This window comes from Caulobacter sp. CCH9-E1 (assembly GCF_001556515.1).
GTDB lineage: Bacteria > Pseudomonadota > Alphaproteobacteria > Caulobacterales > Caulobacteraceae > Caulobacter.
In genome coordinates this window covers 1-13,118 of sequence record NZ_LSJA01000128.1, presented here as the reverse complement: position 1 = coordinate 13,118, position 13,118 = coordinate 1, and the positions used below count along the sequence as shown (strand labels likewise).

Annotated in this window: 15 protein-coding genes; 8 read left to right on the top strand and 7 right to left on the bottom strand. The window is 69.2% G+C overall.

The features are described 5' to 3' along the window. Window positions 1–68: 68 nt before the first annotated feature. Window positions 69–764 (bottom strand): DJ-1/PfpI family protein, encoded by a 696-nt coding sequence (locus AX690_RS08785; protein ID WP_066683257.1) that lies wholly within the window; start codon window positions 762–764, stop codon window positions 69–71. Between the two features lie 95 nt (window positions 765–859). On the opposite strand from AX690_RS08785, the gene AX690_RS08780 reads away from it, so the two are divergent. After that, complete coding sequence (locus AX690_RS08780) at window positions 860–1,801, top strand: GlxA family transcriptional regulator (RefSeq protein ID WP_066683259.1); 942 nt, start codon at window positions 860–862, stop codon at window positions 1,799–1,801. Window positions 1,802–1,806: 5 nt separating this feature from the next. On the opposite strand, the gene AX690_RS22800 is transcribed toward AX690_RS08780, so the two are convergent. After that, window positions 1,807–1,971, bottom strand: a complete 165-nt coding sequence (locus tag AX690_RS22800) for a hypothetical protein (RefSeq protein ID WP_156449607.1) — start codon at window positions 1,969–1,971, stop codon at window positions 1,807–1,809. A 96-nt stretch (window positions 1,972–2,067) separates the two neighbouring features. Here AX690_RS22800 and AX690_RS08775 point away from each other — a divergent pair, with 96 nt between their 5' ends. Beyond that, a complete protein-coding gene (locus AX690_RS08775) occupies window positions 2,068–2,418 on the top strand; it encodes a DUF3147 family protein (RefSeq protein WP_066683261.1) in 351 nt (116 codons plus the stop codon). Here AX690_RS08775 and AX690_RS08770 read toward each other — a convergent pair. After that, complete coding sequence (locus AX690_RS08770) at window positions 2,415–2,972, bottom strand: DUF1003 domain-containing protein (RefSeq protein WP_066683263.1); 558 nt, start codon at window positions 2,970–2,972, stop codon at window positions 2,415–2,417. The two genes, AX690_RS08775 and AX690_RS08770, sit on opposite strands and share 4 nt — an antisense overlap. A 139-nt stretch (window positions 2,973–3,111) precedes the next feature. Between AX690_RS08770 and AX690_RS08765 the strand changes: the two genes are divergently transcribed. Beyond that, window positions 3,112–3,912, top strand: a complete 801-nt coding sequence (locus tag AX690_RS08765; RefSeq protein WP_066683283.1) for an SDR family oxidoreductase — start codon at window positions 3,112–3,114, stop codon at window positions 3,910–3,912. On the opposite strand, the gene AX690_RS08760 is transcribed toward AX690_RS08765, so the two are convergent. The 3 genes from AX690_RS08760 to AX690_RS08750 all read right to left on the bottom strand — a co-directional run bounded on the left by AX690_RS08760 (window position 3,872) and on the right by AX690_RS08750 (window position 6,762). Further along, window positions 3,872–5,020: a cell wall hydrolase gene (locus tag AX690_RS08760; RefSeq protein ID WP_066683268.1), complete on the bottom strand. Its 1,149-nt coding sequence runs from the start codon at window positions 5,018–5,020 to the stop codon at window positions 3,872–3,874. The genes AX690_RS08765 and AX690_RS08760 overlap by 41 nt on opposite strands. Before the next feature lie 408 nt (window positions 5,021–5,428). Beyond that, window positions 5,429–6,400: a hypothetical protein gene (locus tag AX690_RS08755; RefSeq protein WP_231732154.1), complete on the bottom strand. Its 972-nt coding sequence runs from the start codon at window positions 6,398–6,400 to the stop codon at window positions 5,429–5,431. Window positions 6,401–6,432: 32 nt separating this feature from the next. Continuing rightward, window positions 6,433–6,762 (bottom strand): PadR family transcriptional regulator, encoded by a 330-nt coding sequence (locus AX690_RS08750; RefSeq protein ID WP_082769574.1) that lies wholly within the window; start codon window positions 6,760–6,762, stop codon window positions 6,433–6,435. Window positions 6,763–6,920: 158 nt separating this feature from the next. Between AX690_RS08750 and AX690_RS08745 the strand changes: the two genes are divergently transcribed. The 4 genes from AX690_RS08745 (at window position 6,921) to AX690_RS08730 (ending at window position 10,394) form a co-directional block, all read left to right on the top strand. After that, window positions 6,921–8,447 carry a hypothetical protein gene (locus tag AX690_RS08745; RefSeq protein ID WP_156449606.1) on the top strand — a complete coding sequence of 509 codons (1,527 nt, stop codon included), beginning with the start codon at window positions 6,921–6,923 and terminating at the stop codon, window positions 8,445–8,447. A gap of 68 nt (window positions 8,448–8,515) precedes the next feature. Continuing rightward, the gene (locus AX690_RS08740) at window positions 8,516–8,938 is read left to right on the top strand and encodes a DUF1810 domain-containing protein (RefSeq protein WP_066683280.1); all 423 of its coding nucleotides are present in this window, start codon (window positions 8,516–8,518) and stop codon (window positions 8,936–8,938) included. A 77-nt stretch (window positions 8,939–9,015) separates the two neighbouring features. After that, a complete protein-coding gene (gene adhP, locus AX690_RS08735) occupies window positions 9,016–10,050 on the top strand; it encodes an alcohol dehydrogenase AdhP (protein WP_066683281.1) in 1,035 nt (344 codons plus the stop codon). Continuing rightward, window positions 10,047–10,394, top strand: coding sequence for a cytochrome c (locus AX690_RS08730; RefSeq protein ID WP_066730326.1), 348 nt, complete (start codon window positions 10,047–10,049; stop codon window positions 10,392–10,394). The genes adhP and AX690_RS08730 overlap by 4 nt, the downstream gene beginning before the upstream one ends. A gap of 14 nt (window positions 10,395–10,408) precedes the next feature. Here AX690_RS08730 and AX690_RS08725 read toward each other — a convergent pair whose 3' ends face one another. After that, window positions 10,409–12,514 carry an MASE1 domain-containing protein gene (locus AX690_RS08725; RefSeq protein WP_066730325.1) on the bottom strand — a complete coding sequence of 702 codons (2,106 nt, stop codon included), beginning with the start codon at window positions 12,512–12,514 and terminating at the stop codon, window positions 10,409–10,411. Window positions 12,515–12,889: 375 nt separating this feature from the next. On the opposite strand from AX690_RS08725, the gene AX690_RS08720 reads away from it, so the two are divergent. Continuing rightward, the coding region (locus tag AX690_RS08720; RefSeq protein ID WP_156449605.1) for a hypothetical protein at window positions 12,890–13,118 on the top strand (229 nt) is incomplete at its 3' end.

Genomic DNA, 13,118 nt, shown 5'->3' with positions numbered 1-13,118 from the left:
GGACGCGCGAAACGCAATGGCCAACGCTTGACCATCCAGACAGTCGCTCTCTCTTAGAGAGTGGGAACTTAAAGAGCCGCCGCCGCCCGCTTCGCGGCCTCGATCCGCGCGTCCATCGCCTTGCCGTAGAGCGCCGTGATCCGTTCCAGCACCTTCGGCGGCGCGGTCTCGGGACGGCCGGAATCGAACGGCGGCGCGGGCGCGTATTCCACCGCCAGCTGGATGCCTTGCGCCACCTCATCGCCCGCCAGCTCCGCGATCAGGGTCAGGGCGAAGTCGATCCCGGCCGTCACCCCGCCGCCGGTGATGTAGCGCCCGTCCCGCGCCACGCGCGACGGATCGGGGATCGCCCCGAACAGCGCCAGCTGGTCGCGCCAGGCCCAGTGGCAGGCCGCCCGCTTGCCCTTCAGGAGCCCGGCCGCCGCCAGCACCAGCGAACCGGTGCAGACCGAACAGACGTAGCGCGCGCCGTCGGCGAGGCGCCGGATCTCGGCGATGAAGTCGCGGTCGCCCATCGCTTCCGTGGTCCCGAATCCGCCGGGCACGATCAGCACGTCGCAGGCCTCTATGTCCGAAAGCTTCGGCAGATGCGCGAAGACCAGGCCGTCGGCCTCGATCTCGCCGCCCGCGAGGCTGGCGACCGTGACCTTGGCGCCCGGCAGGCGGCATAGCACCTGATGCGGGCCGGTGAAGTCCAGATGGGTCACGCCCGGGAACAGGGCGATCACGATGCTCAAAACATCGTTTTTGGGGGGCTGGCTCATGCGTTGTCTCCGTCACGATTGACGGGAAGAACATGGTTCGACTAGCGTCTGGCGGAAATGACATAGTTCCCACGGATTCAGCCAAGGCGCTCTCCATGCCCCGCGCGATCGGCTTTCTCGTCTATCCGGGCTTCCAGCTGCTGGACGCCACCGGCCCGATCGCCGCGTTCGAGATCGGCGGGCGGTTCTCGCCCGGCGCCTACGGCCTGCATTTCCTGTCGCTGCGCGGCGAGCCGACGCCCAGCTCGTCGGGTCTGGTCGTGCAGACCAAGGCGCTGAGCGACGCTCCGCCGCTGGACACTCTGATCGTCGCCGGCGGCGACGGGGTGAAGGTTCCGGCGACCTGCCCCGAGACCCTGGCCTATGTGCGCCAGGCGGGACGCGAGGCGCGCCGCGTCGCCTCGGTCTGTTCGGGGACCTATGTGCTGGCCGAGGCGGGGCTCCTGGACGGCAAGCGCGCGACGACGCACTGGAGCCGGACCCAGGACTTCCAACGCCGCTATCCGAACATCCGGCTGGAGCCCGACCGCATCTGGATCCAGGACGGCAAGATGTGGAGCTCGGCCGGCATCACGGCGGGCATCGACCTGTCGCTGGCCTTGATCGGCGCGGACCTGGGCGAGGCCATCGCCCGCCGCACGGCCCAGCAGCTCGTCGTCTATCACCACCGCCCCGGCGGCCAATCGCAGCATTCGGCCCTGATCGATCTGAGGCCGGGTCGGTTCGACGCCCTGCTCTCCTGGGCGCGCCAGAACCTGTCCGAGCCGCTCAGCGTCGAGCAGCTGGCCGACCGCGCGGCGATGAGCCCGCGTAACTTCGCCCGCCTGTTCGCCCAGGAGACCGGCGTCACGCCGGCCAAGGCCATCGAGCGCCTGCGCGTCGAGGCCGCCCGCGCCCTGCTGGACAGCCAGCCGCTGCAGGTCGAAGACGTGGCCCTGGAGACGGGCTTTGGCGATCCGGAGCGGATGCGGCGCGCCTTCGTCCGCGCCTTCGGCCAGCCGCCCCAGGCGCTGCGGCGGGCGGCGAAGGCGGGCTAGTCGACTCAGTCGGTGCAGTGAACCTCGTCGTCGTCCTCCAGCGTCGCCTGAACGCGGTGGCCGATCGCGGTGGCGCCGGCGTCATCGGCGGCGATGTCGCCCTGGTCCCGGCGGTCGGTCGAAGCCTTCGCCAGGGCGTCCTGCTGTTCCTGGTCCTTGGGGTCGCTCATCGGAAATCTCCCACGCAACACGTGGAAAACTAAGACCCGAGGCGCGCGTCCGTTCCCGCCCTTGGCTCGGACACCGGATCGGTCCAGGCTCAGCGCATGCTCTATCTCGTCATCAAGGCGGCCCTATCCGGCGTGGTCGTCGCCGCCGTCGCTGAGATCGCCAAGCGCTATCCAGGCCTCGGCGGCCTGGTGGCCTCGCTGCCTCTGGTCTCAGTGTTGGGCATGATCTGGCTGTGGCGCGACACCCGCGATCCGGTGCGACTGGCCGATCACGCGACGGGGACCTTCTGGTTCGTGCTGCCGTCCCTGCCGATGTTCCTGCTGATCCCGGCCATGCTGAAGCGCGGCGCGCCGTTCTGGGCCGCGCTCACGGGCGGCTGCCTGCTGACCATGGCGCTCTACGCGGCGATGGTTTGGGCGGGACCAAAGTTCGGCCTGAAGCTCTAGGGACGCTCCGCCCGCAGACGCGCCACCTCGTCCTGCAGCACCGCCAGCCGCGCGGCGTGCTCTCGGCACAGCACCATCAGCTCGTCGCTGCGCAAGGCGTCCAGCTTGTCGATCACCCGCATGATCTCAAGCTCGGCCCGCAGATTGACCGCGTAGTCGTGCTCGGCGGTCAGGCGGTCCTTCGCCGCCTGACGGTTCTGGCTCATCATGATCACCGGCGCCTGGACGGCCGCGAGGGTCGAGAGCAGCAGGTTCAAGAAGATGAAGGGGTAGGGGTCGAAGGCCAGGCCCTGCCCCCGGGTCGCCACGTTCCAACCCATCCAGAGAAGCAGCGCCAAGCCAAAGCCGCCGATGAAGCCCCAGGAGCCGCCCACGGCCGCCACCCGGTCGGCCAGGCGCGTCCAGAACGTGCCCTCCTCGTCCAGCGACAGCCGCGGATCCGACGGCTGCTCGGCCAGGATCAGGTCGATGACGCGCTTCTGCACATCGTTCAGCTCGTCATAGGGACGCCCCAGCAGGTCGAGCGAGAGGTGGTCGAGATGTTCGTGGGTCATGCGCGGACTCGAAGGCTGACAGTGGCGGAATCATTCTCGCCTATGGCCAAGCCTGACAAGATCGCCGCATGGACTCTTGACCCGTTCGATCTCTCCGCATCTGATCAGCGATAACAAGGATATCGGGACGGGAAAGATCATGGCCGCCAACGGTCGCAAGAGCATCTTCATCACTGGCGCGGCCAGCGGCATCGGCCTGGCGTGCGCCAAGCGCTTCGCGGCCGGGGGCTGGTTCGTGGGCCTCGCGGACATCGACCAGGCCGGGCTGAAGGCCGCCCTGGCGGCGATCGGTCCGGCCAACGGCTCGATCCATCCGCTGGACGTCCGCGACCGCGAGGGCTGGGAAAACGCCTTGGGCGACTTCGGTCGCGAGACCGGCGGCAAGGCCGACGTCCTGCTGAACAACGCCGGCGTGGCCCGCTTCGGGGTGCTGGAGGACATGTCCGACGCCGATTGCGACATCCAGGTCGACGTCAACATCAAGGGCGTGATCAACGGCGCGCGGGCGGGGCTTCCGCTACTGAAGGCGGCCGGCGGTCGGCTGATCAACGTCGCTTCGTGCGCGGGGCTCTATGGCTCGCCGAAGCTGGCCGTCTATTCGGCCACCAAGTTCGCGGTGCGCGGCCTCTCCGAGGCGCTCGACGTCGAATACGGCCGCCACGGCGTCAGCGTCGCTTGCGTCATGCCTTGGTTCATCGAGACGCCGATCCTGAACGCCGGCGCGTCAGGCACGAACGAGCACATGAGCGACGCCCTGCGCGCCGGCGGCCTGGAAGTCTATCCGGTCGAGGACGCCGCCCAGGTGGTCTGGGAGGCGGCGCAGGGCAAGGCCCTGCACTACTTCGTGGGCAAGCGGGCGAAGCAGATGCGCTTCGCCACCAGCCACATGCCCAACATGGTTAGGAAGCAGCTCCGCTCGCGGCCCCTACTGTCGACTTGAGGCCGTCCAGCGGCGCGCGCTCGGTCGAGATCGGGATCGGCTTGGCGACCGCCTTGTCGGCGGCCGGCGCCAGCGCCTTGGCGGTGGCGATCGGGGCCGAGGCGGGCTCGATCACCGGACCCAGCGGACCGCCCTGCCCATGCGTAGAGGCGGGCTCGATATGGGCGATGGCGCTGGCCGCGTAGACGACCGGCGGCTTGCCGTCGGCGGTCAGGCTGGCGATGTCCGAAGGCGCGATGTCGTCCACGGTCGGCAGGTGCGCGGCCGAGGCGTTGTGACGGCCGAAACGATAGAAGATGTGCATCCCCACCTGAGCCACCCGCAGCAGGCGCGGGCCCCAGCCCGGCGAGACGTTGATGGTGTGGAAGTGGGTCGCCGAGCCGACCTGGTTGCTGATCGCGCCCGACAGCGCGCGGGCGGCGATCTTGCGGGCCCGGTTCCAGGCGCTGACGTCCCGGGCGTGGCGCATCGAACCGTCGCAGGCGAAGCTGAACTGGCAGCCCGTGCGGTTATAGGCGCCTTGGAACACCACGCCGCAGATCGACTTCGGGAAGGCCGGGTGACGCACGCGGTTCATGACCACCTGGGCCACGGCCGCCTGGCCGCTGGGGGTCTCGCCGCGGGCTTCGTAATAGATGGCGTCGGCCAGGCACTCCAGCTCGCGCGAGCTTTCCAGGGCGTTGGCCAGTTGGAACGGGCCGGCGGCGCCGGGGCCGAAGGCCGAACCGAAGCTGGCCCGCAGCATCAGGGGGCCCGTGCGGCCGCTCTGGCCGGGCATCAGGCTGGCGCCGGCGCCTTCGAGGCGGGCGGCCAGCTGGGCCGACTGACGATCGCGCTGATCGACGGCGGCGAAAAGGAAGGGATCATGACGCTTGGCCACGGCGAGGGCGCCGGGGTCCATACGCGTAGCCGCGCTGACCATGGCCGCGTCCGAAAAGCTTCCGGAGGCGCCATCGGCCAAGCGGGCGACGCGGGCGTGCGTGGAGGCCGATTGGGCCAGGCCACCCATCAGGTAAACGCCGCCCAGGGCCAGACCCGTGATGGATCCGACCAATACGGCGCCGACCAGCCCGCGCGCGTCCGCGCGCGTCTGCGACTTGATATACAAAACTCGTGTCCTGCGCGGCGAGGGCGCTCGGGCCCCCCGACAAAAACCGCTTCGAGATCCCCGGAAAAGCACTGTCGGGGAGGCCTTCGAAGCGGGGGATTGGCCGTATCACGACGTGGCCAAGATCCCGCTGTTAGCGGCTTATGAACGATTGGTGACCGACTCGCAAGCGCTCCGGACCCGTCCAAAGCCCCCTTGCGCGCTCCGGTCGCAGCGTCAAATCGTTAATCCGTTGAATCCGCGTAAAAAGCTGGACAGGAGCGATCGACGATTTTTTTCGCCCTCAAAACCCTTACGCCGCCTGATTTCCACCCATGGTGGCGCTAAAGCTGCGACCTCGCCCGCCGCAGCCGTCGCGATAAAAAGGTTAATACGGAACCTTAAGCTGAGCTTTCCGCCGGGGGACTTTTAGCGCCCCCGGGCGAGCCGCCAGCCGTGAACCGCGACCTTGAGCAGGTAGATGGCGGCGGCGGCCCACAGGGTGATTTCGAAGGTCAGGTCCAGAACGCGCTGCAGGTTGGCCAGACCTGCTTCCGACGCCGCGGGCGCCAGCACCGTGATCAGGGGCTGAGCGGGCCACAGCGCCCAGACCAAGACGAGGCCGCCCACCGCGCCGACGATCTCGGCGAGATTGCGCGCCGAGGTCCAGCCCGGCTTGACGACCAGGAACAGGGACGAAACCACCTGAACCACCGCCAGGGCCAGAATGGGCCAGTAGAGCTCTTGGAACACAGGCGAGACCTGCAGGAACGCCTGCCCCCCGCGCGTGGTGATCACATTATCCGCGGGGAATGCGACGACGCCCGTCCACCAGGCGATGAACAGCCCCATGGCGACCAGCTCGAACAGGCCGTCGAACCGGCTCTTGGCGAACCAGTCCTTGCTGTCGGGTACGCGCGGCAGCTCGCTGACCTTCCAGTTGGTGAAGTCGCCCAGCTTGATCCAGCCGCGCTCGATCGCCGCCCCGACCACGGTGGCGAAGCCGATCAGGCTGAGGGCCGTCGGGATAAAGTCGTTTACCGTGCGCATCACCAGCCGCGCATCGCCGTGGGCCGTGAGCAGGGCCACGCCCGCCGGGATGACGGCCGCCAGGGCGGCGATGGCCAGCAGCACCTTCACGCCGAACATCCAGAACGGATAGAGCTCCGGGCCGATCAGGGTGGCGCGCGGGCCGTAACGCCCCGCGACCGCGATCGGATGGCCGATCTCGCGAAGCAGCTCTTCGACCTCGCGCTTGTCGAGCGCACGGCCAAGGGTCGCCTCCCGCTCCTCGATGCGGTTGACGATCAGGTCGCGCAGTTCGGCGATGATGTCCTCGCGTTGCGCCTTGGGCAGCAGGGCCGCCACGGCGGCGAGATAACGATCCACGAGATCGCTCATGTCATGGGGTCCTTTGGTGAGGGTCGCCGCTGTCACAGCAGGGGCTCCAAGGCGGCGTTGATCGCGCGCCATTCGTCGGCGAGGCGCGCCAGCACGGCCCGGCCCTCCTCCGACAGCTGGTAGAAACGCTTCTTGCGCTTGTCTTCCTCGCGCCATTCGCTGGCGAGCAGGCCCTGGGCCTCCAGCCGGCGGAGCATGGGATAGAGCGCGCCTTCGTCGATCTCGACGCCCACGGACGCGAGGGCCTGGCGCAGGCCGTAGCCGTAGCGCTCCTCCCGCAGCTGGGCGAGGACGGCGAGGATCAGAGTCCCCCGCCGCAGCTCCTGACGGAGCGATTCAAAGATGTCCGTATCGGTCGGCATGAACGTGTGCGCCACATAGTGTGCATCACATGGTGTGTGACGCACACTGTATGTCACACAGTACGAAAGGGAGTCAATGGCGGCGCTCGACATTGCCTCCGCGACCCGCGGCGTGCTGTTGTGCAACCTTGAGTTCGATGCCTTTCGAGGGGGCGAGTTTGCGTCGATTGTTCCTGGCCGCCGCCGCGGCGGTGCTGCTGACCGGATCAGCCGTGGCCGACACCAGGCCGCAGGCCGCGCCGCCGCCGTCCTCGCAGGAGAGCTTCGACCTGGCGATCCAGGAGGTCGGGGCCGACCTGCAGAAAGGCGACTACGCCCACGCTCGCGAGGTGCTGGAGCGCGCGCGCCGCTCGCCCTATTTCGCGAAGGCGCCGGCCCCGATGCGCCACGCCATCGCGCTGATGATCGCCGGCATCGCCACCGACGCCAAGGATTGGCCCGCCGCCCGCGCCGCGATTATCGAGGCCTCCGAAATGGCGGACGCCGGGAAGGAAGACTGGCTTCTGCGCCTCCAGATCGCCGCGGCGTCGGGCGACAAGGCCGGAGCCGTCTCCGCCTTGACCACGCTGGCGACGCGCTATCCCGAGACGGTCGCGACCCTCCCCGACGAGACCATCGCTTACGAGCTCAACGCGGCTCGGCGCCTGCCCGACGGAGAGGCCAGGGTCTTCGCCTTGGCTGACGCCCTGTTCGCCAAATGGAAGCCGCAAAACCCCTTCGAGGATCTGAGCGGCGAGCGCGCGGACTATGTGCTTGGCCTGCTGGCCCGGAACCGCTTGGCCGACGCCGAGGCCGCGGCCCGGCTGATCACCAAGGATGAGGTCTTGATCGGCATGCGCGCCGACAAGCGCTTCGACAAGGTGGACGAGGGCGCGCCCGACCGGCTCTCGCCCAAGACTGGCTCGCTGGCGCGGTTGAAGGCGGTCGACGCCCTGCTGGCCGCCCACGGCGACAGGATCAGCGGCCCGACCGCCAAGGCCGAGGCGCTGATGGACCTGGGCCGCTTTTCCGAAGCGCTGACGGTGATCGACGCGGCTCTGGCTCGCGCCAACAGCGCGCCGGACGGGTTCGTTGACCTGGAGACGCGCCTGGGCTGGGCGCACAACGTCCGCAATCAGATCCTGTCGCAGATGGGACGGCGGGAAGAGGCCATCGAGGCGCTGGAGATTGGCGCCCGCACCCCAGAGAATGGTCGACCCAATGTCAATCAGACCCTGAACCTGGGCGCCGCCCAGATGACGGCGGGTCGCTCCAAGGCGGCCCTGGCCACGGTCGGCAGCGTGCGCCTCGATCACATGTCGCCCTACGGTCGCGCGGTGGCGCTGAAGATCACCGTCTGCGCCGCGAGCGACCTGGGCGACAAGGACACCGCGCAGACGGCGCTGAAGACGCTCCGCGACCTGGGCGACGAGGCGAAGGGCAATACTCTGGACGCGCTGCTTTGCGTCAATGACCTGGACGCCGCCGCCGCGGTTGTCATCAAGCGCCTTGGTTCGCCGGACCTGAGACGCGCGATGCTGCTGACCCTGCAGGACACGCCCTCTCTTCCCAACCAGACGGCCTACGACGCCGCGCGGGCCGCCGGCAGAGCCGCCTTGCGAAAACGCCCTGACGTGGTCGCCGCGATCGAGCCCGTGGGGCGCATTCTGCACTACCGGCTAGAGGATCTCTGGCAGGTTCCGTAGCGACGTGGAGCCGCGGATGCGCGCGCTGCGCGTTTGATCCGCCGAAGAACCGACGGAGGATCTCGCCCATGGCCGACCTTTCCCGCTTCGTCGAGGCGCAGGCCTCGACCTACCAGACCGCGCTGGCCGAGCTGCGTCGCGGGCGCAAGGAGAGCCACTGGATGTGGTTCGTCTTTCCGCAGATCCAGGGCCTGGGTTCCAGCCCGACCGCGCGCTTCTACGCGATCGCCGACCTGGCCGAAGCCAAGGCCTATCTGGCGCATCCGGTGCTGGGGCCGCGCTTGCGCGAGGTGGCGGCGACGATCAACGCCCTGCCTGGCGACGACGCTCACGCCGTGTTCGGCTCGCCCGACGATCTGAAGCTGCGTTCCAGCCTGACCCTGTTCCAGGCCGCGGCCCCGGACGAACCCGCGTTCGGCCAAGCGCTGGGCAAGTACTTCGGCGGCGCGCGGGATCCGCGGACGCTGGAACGGCTCGCGGCCGAACCATAGGTAGTCGCCCCGACTGCGATCGCGCTCCGGCCGGGGTACTATCGCCGCCCAAGCGCTAGAGCTCCGGGAGAACGCCAATGGACACGATGATGAAGGCCGCTGTGGTGCGCGCCTTTGGCCAGCCGCTGGTGATCGAGGATCGGCCGCGCCCCAAGCCTGGACGCGGTCAGGTGCTGGTCAAGATCGCCGCCTGCGGCGTCTGCCACACCGATCTGCACGCGGCGCATGGCGACTGGCCGATCAAGCCGTCCCCGCCCTTCGTGCCCGGCCACGAGGGCGTCGGCGCCGTGGTCGAGCTGGGCGAGGATGTCGAGCATCTGAAGATCGGGGACCGGGTGGGCGTGCCTTGGCTTCACACCGCCTGCGGTCGCTGCGTCCACTGCCTGGCCGGCTGGGAGACGCTCTGTGAAAAGCAGCAGAACACCGGCTATTCGGTCGACGGCGGCTTCGCCGAATACGTGCTGGCCGACGCCGACTATGTCGGCCTGATCCCGGCCAACCTCTCCTATGTCGAGGCCGCGCCGATCCTGTGCGCCGGGGTCACGGTCTATAAGGGCCTGAAGATGCTGGACGCCAAACCCGGCGATTGGGTGGCGATCTCGGGCGTCGGGGGCCTGGGACACCTCGCCGTGCAATACGCCAAGGCCATGGGCTTCAAGGTCGCCGCCGTCGATGTCGCGGAAGACAAGCTGAGCCTGGCTCGCGAGTTGGGGGCCGAGCTGACGGTCGACGCCAGCCGCGAGGATCCCGTCGCCGTGTTCCAGTCCAAGGTCGGCGGCATGCAGGGCGTGCTGGTGACGGCGGTCTCGCGCACGGCCTTCAGCCAGGCGCTCGGCATGGTCCGGCGCGGCGGCACGGTGTCGCTGAACGGCCTGCCGCCGGGCGACTTCCCGCTGTCGATCTTCGACACCGTTCTGCGCGGGATCACGGTGCGCGGCTCGATCGTCGGCACGCGCCTGGACCTGCAGGAGGCCCTGGCCTTCGCCGCCGACGGCCGGGTCAAGGCGACGGTCTCGACCGAGGGCCTGAGCGCGATCAACGACATCTTCAGCCGCATGGAAAAGGGCGCCATCGAAGGCCGCGTGGTGCTGGACTTCGAGGGCGCGGCGTGAGGATCGCCCTGCTGGCCGTGGGCTTGGCGCTGGTCGCCTCGCCGGCCCTCGGCCAGGCGTCCGCCGCCAATGGCGAACGGATCGCGCAACGCGCTTGCGGCGGCTGTCACGCGGTGCGCGGGACCAAGAGCCCGCTTCCGGATGCTCCGCCGTTCGCGCGGCTGCACGAGCGCTATCGGAAGGGGGGCCTAGACGCCCTGCTGGACGAGGGCATGCTGGCCCCGCCGACGCCGCCCGAGGAAGGCTCGCCCCGCACCCATCCGCGCATGCCCATGGCCAAGTTCGACGACGACCAGCGGGCGGACCTGAAAGCCTATCTCCACAGCCTGGAGCCAAAGCGGTAAGGCGGTCGCCCGCTCTAGACCTCGGGGATTTCCCGCGCCGGCCCCGGCGCGTCCTCGGCGTCCAGCGGAAAGCGGATCTCGCACCGCACTCCGGCCGGATCGTGCTCCAGCCGCACTTGGCCCCGCAACTCGCGGGCCAGGGCCTGGGAGATCAGGCGGGTGCCGAAGCCCCGCCGCGTGGGCGCGACGACCGGGGGCCCGCCCTCCTCCGCCCAGACCAGTTCCAGCTGGCCGGCCGTCACGCGCCAGGTCAGCCGCACGACGCCGTCGGCGACGCTCAAGGCGCCGTATTTCAGCGCATTGGTGCTGAGCTCGTGCAACGCCATCGACAGAGCCAGCGACCGGGCCGGCGACAAGCTGACCGAGGGCCCCTGGGCGATGAACCGATCGGCCACGAACGGCTCGGCCGCCTGGCGAACCAGATCGCCCAGCTCGGCGCTGGCCCAGCTGGACTGGGTCAGCAGATTGTGCGTCGCCGAGAGAGCCATCAGCCGTCGATCAAACGCCTCGCGCGCCGTCGCCAGATCATCGGAGGACCGCAGGGTCTGGGCCGCCAGGGACTGGACCGTCGCCAGGGTGTTCTTCACCCGATGGTTCAGCTCGTTGATCAGCAGCCGCTGCAGCTCCTCGGCGCGGCGGCGCTGGGCCAGTTCGGCCTGGGCCGACTGGTAGAGGCGAGCATTGTCGATGGCGATGGCCGCGTGCGAGGCCACCCCCTCCGCCAGCCACTGGGCGCGCTCGTCGAACACGTCCGGATCGGAATGGCCAAAGAACAGGCCGCCGATGATCTCGCCCGAGCGCGAACGGACCGGCACGGCCAGATAGCTGCGCACCGGCAGGTGGTCCTTGGGCATGCCGAAATGCGGATCGTTGCGGCCGTAGCGGGGGTCTTGGGTGATGTCTCCCGAGCGGATCGTGGCGGTCCCCTCGAAGGTCGGGGCGAAGACTTCGGTGGCGCGCGGGTGGCCGAATGCATCGAAGGCCGAGCGCGGCGCGCCCGACAGCGCGTAGAGCATCATCGAGTGGCCCTGGCCGTCCGGCGCTGAGTAGAAGAACGCCGCGTAGCGCGCGTGCGTCAGGGCGGCGCCGGCGTCGATCACCACCTGCACCGCGCGCTCGAGGTCAAGCTCGGCGGCGATCACCGCGCCGGTTTCGTTCAGCACCGCCAGGGCGGCGCTTTCGGCCTTGTAGCGGCTCTCGCTGCGCTCCAGCGCCTCGCGGCCGCGCCGCTCGCTGGCGACGGCGGCCAGGATCAGGGTGGTCGAGGCCATCACGGCCACGAACTGCTGGGTCAGCAGGATCGCGCCGGATGTCCCGGCGCCGTGGAAGGGGCCGTTGCCCTGCAAGGTGCCGAGGAAGGCGCACAGACTGACCAGCAGCGAAGCCAGGGCCGCGCCGCGCGTGTCGAAGGCCAGACCCGCCCAGACCAGCAGCGGAAACACGAACCAGGCCCGTGAATAGGCCCCTTCGCCGCGCAGGAAGATCAGATAGGCCAGCGCGCCGGTGGCCACGCAGATCAGCGTCAGATGGCCAATCCGGGTCGGCGTCCATCGCTCCAGCGCGCCGCGCCAGGTCATGAACACCGGCGCGAAGGTCAGGACGCCGGTCAGGAAGCCGAACCACCAGTTGACGAAGGCCTGATCGACCTTGCCGACCGGCGAGCCGCTCAGCAGCAGCATCAGGGCTCCGGCGCCCGCCGAGATGGTCGCCCCGCCGGCGCCGGCGCCGATCACCAGCCAAAGGGCGCTGGGCAGGCTGTCGAGCTTGGCGTTGGTCTTCAGGCGGTTGAGGATCAGCACCGGGACCAGCGCGCCGAGCGCGGTGGCCGTGGCGATCACAAGCTGGCTCCACAGGGGCTGCGGCGCGGCCATCACCCAGAAGGTCAGCAGGCGGCCCAGCAGCGCGCCCAGCCAGACGCGCGGGCCGTAATAGGCGACCGCGGCGAGCGCGACGCCGGCGGAGGGCCAGAAGGCCGTCCCCGCGCCCGGCACCACGGCCCAGCGCAGACTGACCACCGCGCCGACGCAATAGATCAGAGCCAGACTGGCGACCAGCAGCCATTCGCGAAGCGTGCGAGGCGTGAGGTTCGCGCGCTCCAGTCCGGCGAGTAACGACGTCACGCGCTCCGCTCCCGGCCCGTCCTCACTCGCAAAATGCCGTCCCCTCAGGTCACCGCTGTCAATCTATGCCCTTCAGGCGACTCGTCGCCAGCGGCGTTCTCCGGAGACGACGAAAAGTCGCCGGCGGCCGCGTTGAAGACCCGCCCGGCGATGCACCTTTACGTTGACAGAAAAGTTAATTCGCGCAAAGCTTGGAATAAGCGCGGGGGCGCGGGGTCGCGCTGGACGTCGTCCAGCTGAAGATTCTCGGTCTTTCTGCGCCTGTACCCGAAAAGTAGCCGACCAGTCCGCGTCTCAGTCGCTTTCGCTCGCGCACGGCTGCGCCGCGGCGCGCGTGATGCTTCGCGTCCGCCCCTTTCTCGACATGGATCGCCGATGAGCATGCCGCTCAAGCAGGTCGCCCAGATCGGAGAGTACGGCCTTCTGGCCGTGCTGGCGGCGCTGGCCGTCGTTCTGCTCTATCGCGGCCTGGCGAGCGGCCGTTTGCGCCAGCTCGTGGCGGGTCCGGACGGCGCCGGCCCGAGCCCGGCTCGCGTCCAGGCCCTGGCCATCACCGTCGCCTTCGCCGGCTACTATGTGACTGAAGGCCTGGGGGCGCTGGCGC

What these genes read in the sequence shown, in the direction of transcription:
- AX690_RS08785 (WP_066683257.1), bottom strand. Translation starts at nt 764, where the DNA reads ATGAGCCAGCCCCCCAAAAACGATGTTTTGAGCATCGTGATCGCCCTG.
- AX690_RS08750 (WP_082769574.1), bottom strand. Translation starts at nt 6,762, where the DNA reads ATGCCGACCGATACGGACATCTTTGAATCGCTCCGTCAGGAGCTGCGG.
- AX690_RS08780 (WP_066683259.1), top strand. Translation starts at nt 860, where the DNA reads ATGCCCCGCGCGATCGGCTTTCTCGTCTATCCGGGCTTCCAGCTGCTG.
- adhP (WP_066683281.1), top strand. Translation starts at nt 9,016, where the DNA reads ATGGACACGATGATGAAGGCCGCTGTGGTGCGCGCCTTTGGCCAGCCG.
- AX690_RS22800 (WP_156449607.1), bottom strand. Translation starts at nt 1,971, where the DNA reads ATGAGCGACCCCAAGGACCAGGAACAGCAGGACGCCCTGGCGAAGGCT.
- AX690_RS08775 (WP_066683261.1), top strand. Translation starts at nt 2,068, where the DNA reads ATGCTCTATCTCGTCATCAAGGCGGCCCTATCCGGCGTGGTCGTCGCC.
- AX690_RS08770 (WP_066683263.1), bottom strand. Translation starts at nt 2,972, where the DNA reads ATGACCCACGAACATCTCGACCACCTCTCGCTCGACCTGCTGGGGCGT.
- AX690_RS08765 (WP_066683283.1), top strand. Translation starts at nt 3,112, where the DNA reads ATGGCCGCCAACGGTCGCAAGAGCATCTTCATCACTGGCGCGGCCAGC.
- AX690_RS08755 (WP_231732154.1), bottom strand. Translation starts at nt 6,400, where the DNA reads ATGAGCGATCTCGTGGATCGTTATCTCGCCGCCGTGGCGGCCCTGCTG.
- AX690_RS08740 (WP_066683280.1), top strand. Translation starts at nt 8,516, where the DNA reads ATGGCCGACCTTTCCCGCTTCGTCGAGGCGCAGGCCTCGACCTACCAG.